3 protein-coding genes are annotated in these 2,121 nt (G+C 70.2%); all 3 read left to right on the top strand.

Going from position 1 to position 2,121, the window contains the following annotated elements; translation table 11 throughout:
• Window positions 1–358 (top strand): DMT family transporter (locus tag AX744_RS12045; RefSeq protein ID WP_231728798.1); only part of this gene is annotated, 358 nt, incomplete at its 5' end.
• Complete coding sequence (locus AX744_RS12040) at window positions 355–678, top strand: DMT family transporter (RefSeq protein ID WP_058632908.1); 324 nt, start codon at window positions 355–357, stop codon at window positions 676–678. The genes AX744_RS12045 and AX744_RS12040, both read left to right, overlap by 4 nt.
• Before the next feature lie 58 nt (window positions 679–736).
• Complete coding sequence (locus tag AX744_RS12035; protein WP_061017119.1) at window positions 737–2,083, top strand: amidohydrolase; 1,347 nt, start codon at window positions 737–739, stop codon at window positions 2,081–2,083.
• Window positions 2,084–2,121 lie beyond the last annotated feature (38 nt).

The raw sequence follows: 2,121 nt of genomic DNA, 5'->3' as shown, positions 1-2,121 counted from the left end.
CCCCCGCCGCTCGGCATGGCCACCCCTGCTGCTCGCGATCGCCCTCGAGGTGAGTGCGACCCTCTCCCTCCGCGCCGCCGAGGGGTTCACGCATCCGTTCTGGCTCGTCGTCGTGGTGCTCGGCTACACGGGGTCGCTCTGGCTGCTGTCGGTCGTGCTCGACCGCGGCATGGCCGTCGGCGTCGCATACGGCATCTGGTCGGCGATCGGCGTCGTGCTCACCGCCGCGCTCGGCACGGTGCTGTTCGGCGAGCTGCTGGGACCGGTGCAGATCGTCGGCGTCGGCGTGATCGTGGTCGGCGTGCTGCTCGTCGAACTCGGATCCCATACGCGCGATACGACGGAGGCGACGTCGTGACCTGGGTGTTCCTCGCCCTCGCGATCGCGAGCGAGGTCACGGCGACGCTGAGCCTGCGCGCATCCGAGGGCCTGCGCCGTCGCCGCTGGATCCCCGTGATCGTCGTCGGCTATCTCGCCGCCTTCACCCTGCTCGGCACGATCCTCGCGATGGGGATGCCGGTGGGCGTCGCCTACGGGATCTGGGCCGCCGCCGGTGTCGCGCTGACCGCGGTGCTCGGGCGGGTGATCTTCAAGGATCACTTCTCGGCCATGATGGCGATCGGCGTCGCGCTGATCGCGGTCGGAGTGGCGATGATCGAGTTCGGCGGCGGCCACTGACGACAACGCGCCATGAGCTTCTCCTTGACAGCAGTTTTGCGTCTACACTGGTGGAATAATGACACAGTCACTCCACGGCGACGATGCCGACCTGATCATCCGCGGCGGCCGCATCCGCACCCTCGACCCTTCCGACACGATCACGGAGTCGCTCGCCGTCCGCGACGGGGTGATCATCGCTCTGGGTGCGGAGGCGGAGGCTCTGGATTCGCGCGCGGTGATCGAGCTGGACGGGCGCACCGCGATCCCCGGCATCAACGACGCCCACCTGCACGCCGCATGGCTGGGGGCACGGTGGCCGCATCTCTTCTTCTCCGACACACCGCCGGAGGAGCAGCCGTCCGGACGGCTCGTGTCGACGTCGGGGGAACGCCGGTCGGCGCTGCGACGCGCATGGGCACTGCTCGCCGAGCTCGGCATCACGAGCTACACCGAGCCGGGGATCGGCCCCGGCGAGGACGACGGCGAGACCGGATGCTTCGGCTCCGACATGCTCGACACCTACCTCGAGCTGCATCGCGAGCGCGCCCAGACCTCCCGCGTGACCCTGCTGAGACTGTTCGGCACGATCGACGGCGAGAGCACGCTCGACGACTTCGAGCGCGGGGTGCGCATCCCCGCACCGCCCTCCGACCCTCGATGGCTCGCGATCCCCGGCGTGAAGATCTTCGCGGACGGCATCCCCCCGATGGCGACCGCCTGGGTCGATGAACCCTACGCCGACGGAACCACCGGCGGACTGCTCACCCGTGGCGAGCCCGACGCCCGCACCGCCTTCCGATGCATGCTCGAACTGGCCTCTGCCCGCGGGCTGCAGATCGCGGTGCACGCGACGGGAGACCGTTCGATCGCCGAGTTCCTGTCCGTGCTGGAGGGCTTGCACGCACAGCACCCCACGCCGTCGGGTCCGCACTACGTCGTGCACGGCGATCTCGCCACGACCGAGCAGATCGCCAGGATGGGGCGCATCGGCGCGGGGTTCGCGGTGCAGCCGCTGATCGCGGCGCACACGCACTCCTGGGCGGCGATGCAACTGGGAGAAGCCAGACTCGCCTCCGCATGGCCGCTCGCCGAGATGCTGACCTCGGACGCGCTGACCACGATCACGAGCGACTCCCCCGTCGCGAGCCCGGACTGGCGGCTGGGTCTCGACGCGTCCCTCGCGCTGCTCACCGCCGCGGGCGCCACGGACGACGCGGGCACCAGGAACCGGCTGCTGCGCTCCGTCACCGTCGACCCTGCTCGACAGGATGGCGCCTCGACATGGAAGGGCTCGCTGGCCATCGGCATGGTCGCCGACGTCACCGTCCTCGACGAGGACCCCCTGACGCCCGGCCGCGACCTCGCGACGATCGGCGTCGCCCGCACGATCGTGGACGGGCGCACGGTCTTCTCGCGCGGCTGATCCCGAAAGCGATGCACGAAAACGGCGGGCGGCATGTT

This window comes from Microbacterium sp. CCH5-D1 (assembly GCF_001557335.1).
In the GTDB taxonomy this organism is placed as follows: Bacteria; Actinomycetota; Actinomycetes; order Actinomycetales; family Microbacteriaceae; genus Microbacterium; species Microbacterium oxydans.
Note: the sequence above shows the minus strand (reverse complement) of the source record. Positions and strands in the feature narration are given on the sequence as shown.

Excerpts from the sequence above, each read along its gene's own strand:
- AX744_RS12035 (WP_061017119.1), top strand. The coding sequence starts at position 737 with ATGACACAGTCACTCCACGGCGACGATGCCGACCTGATCATCCGCGGC.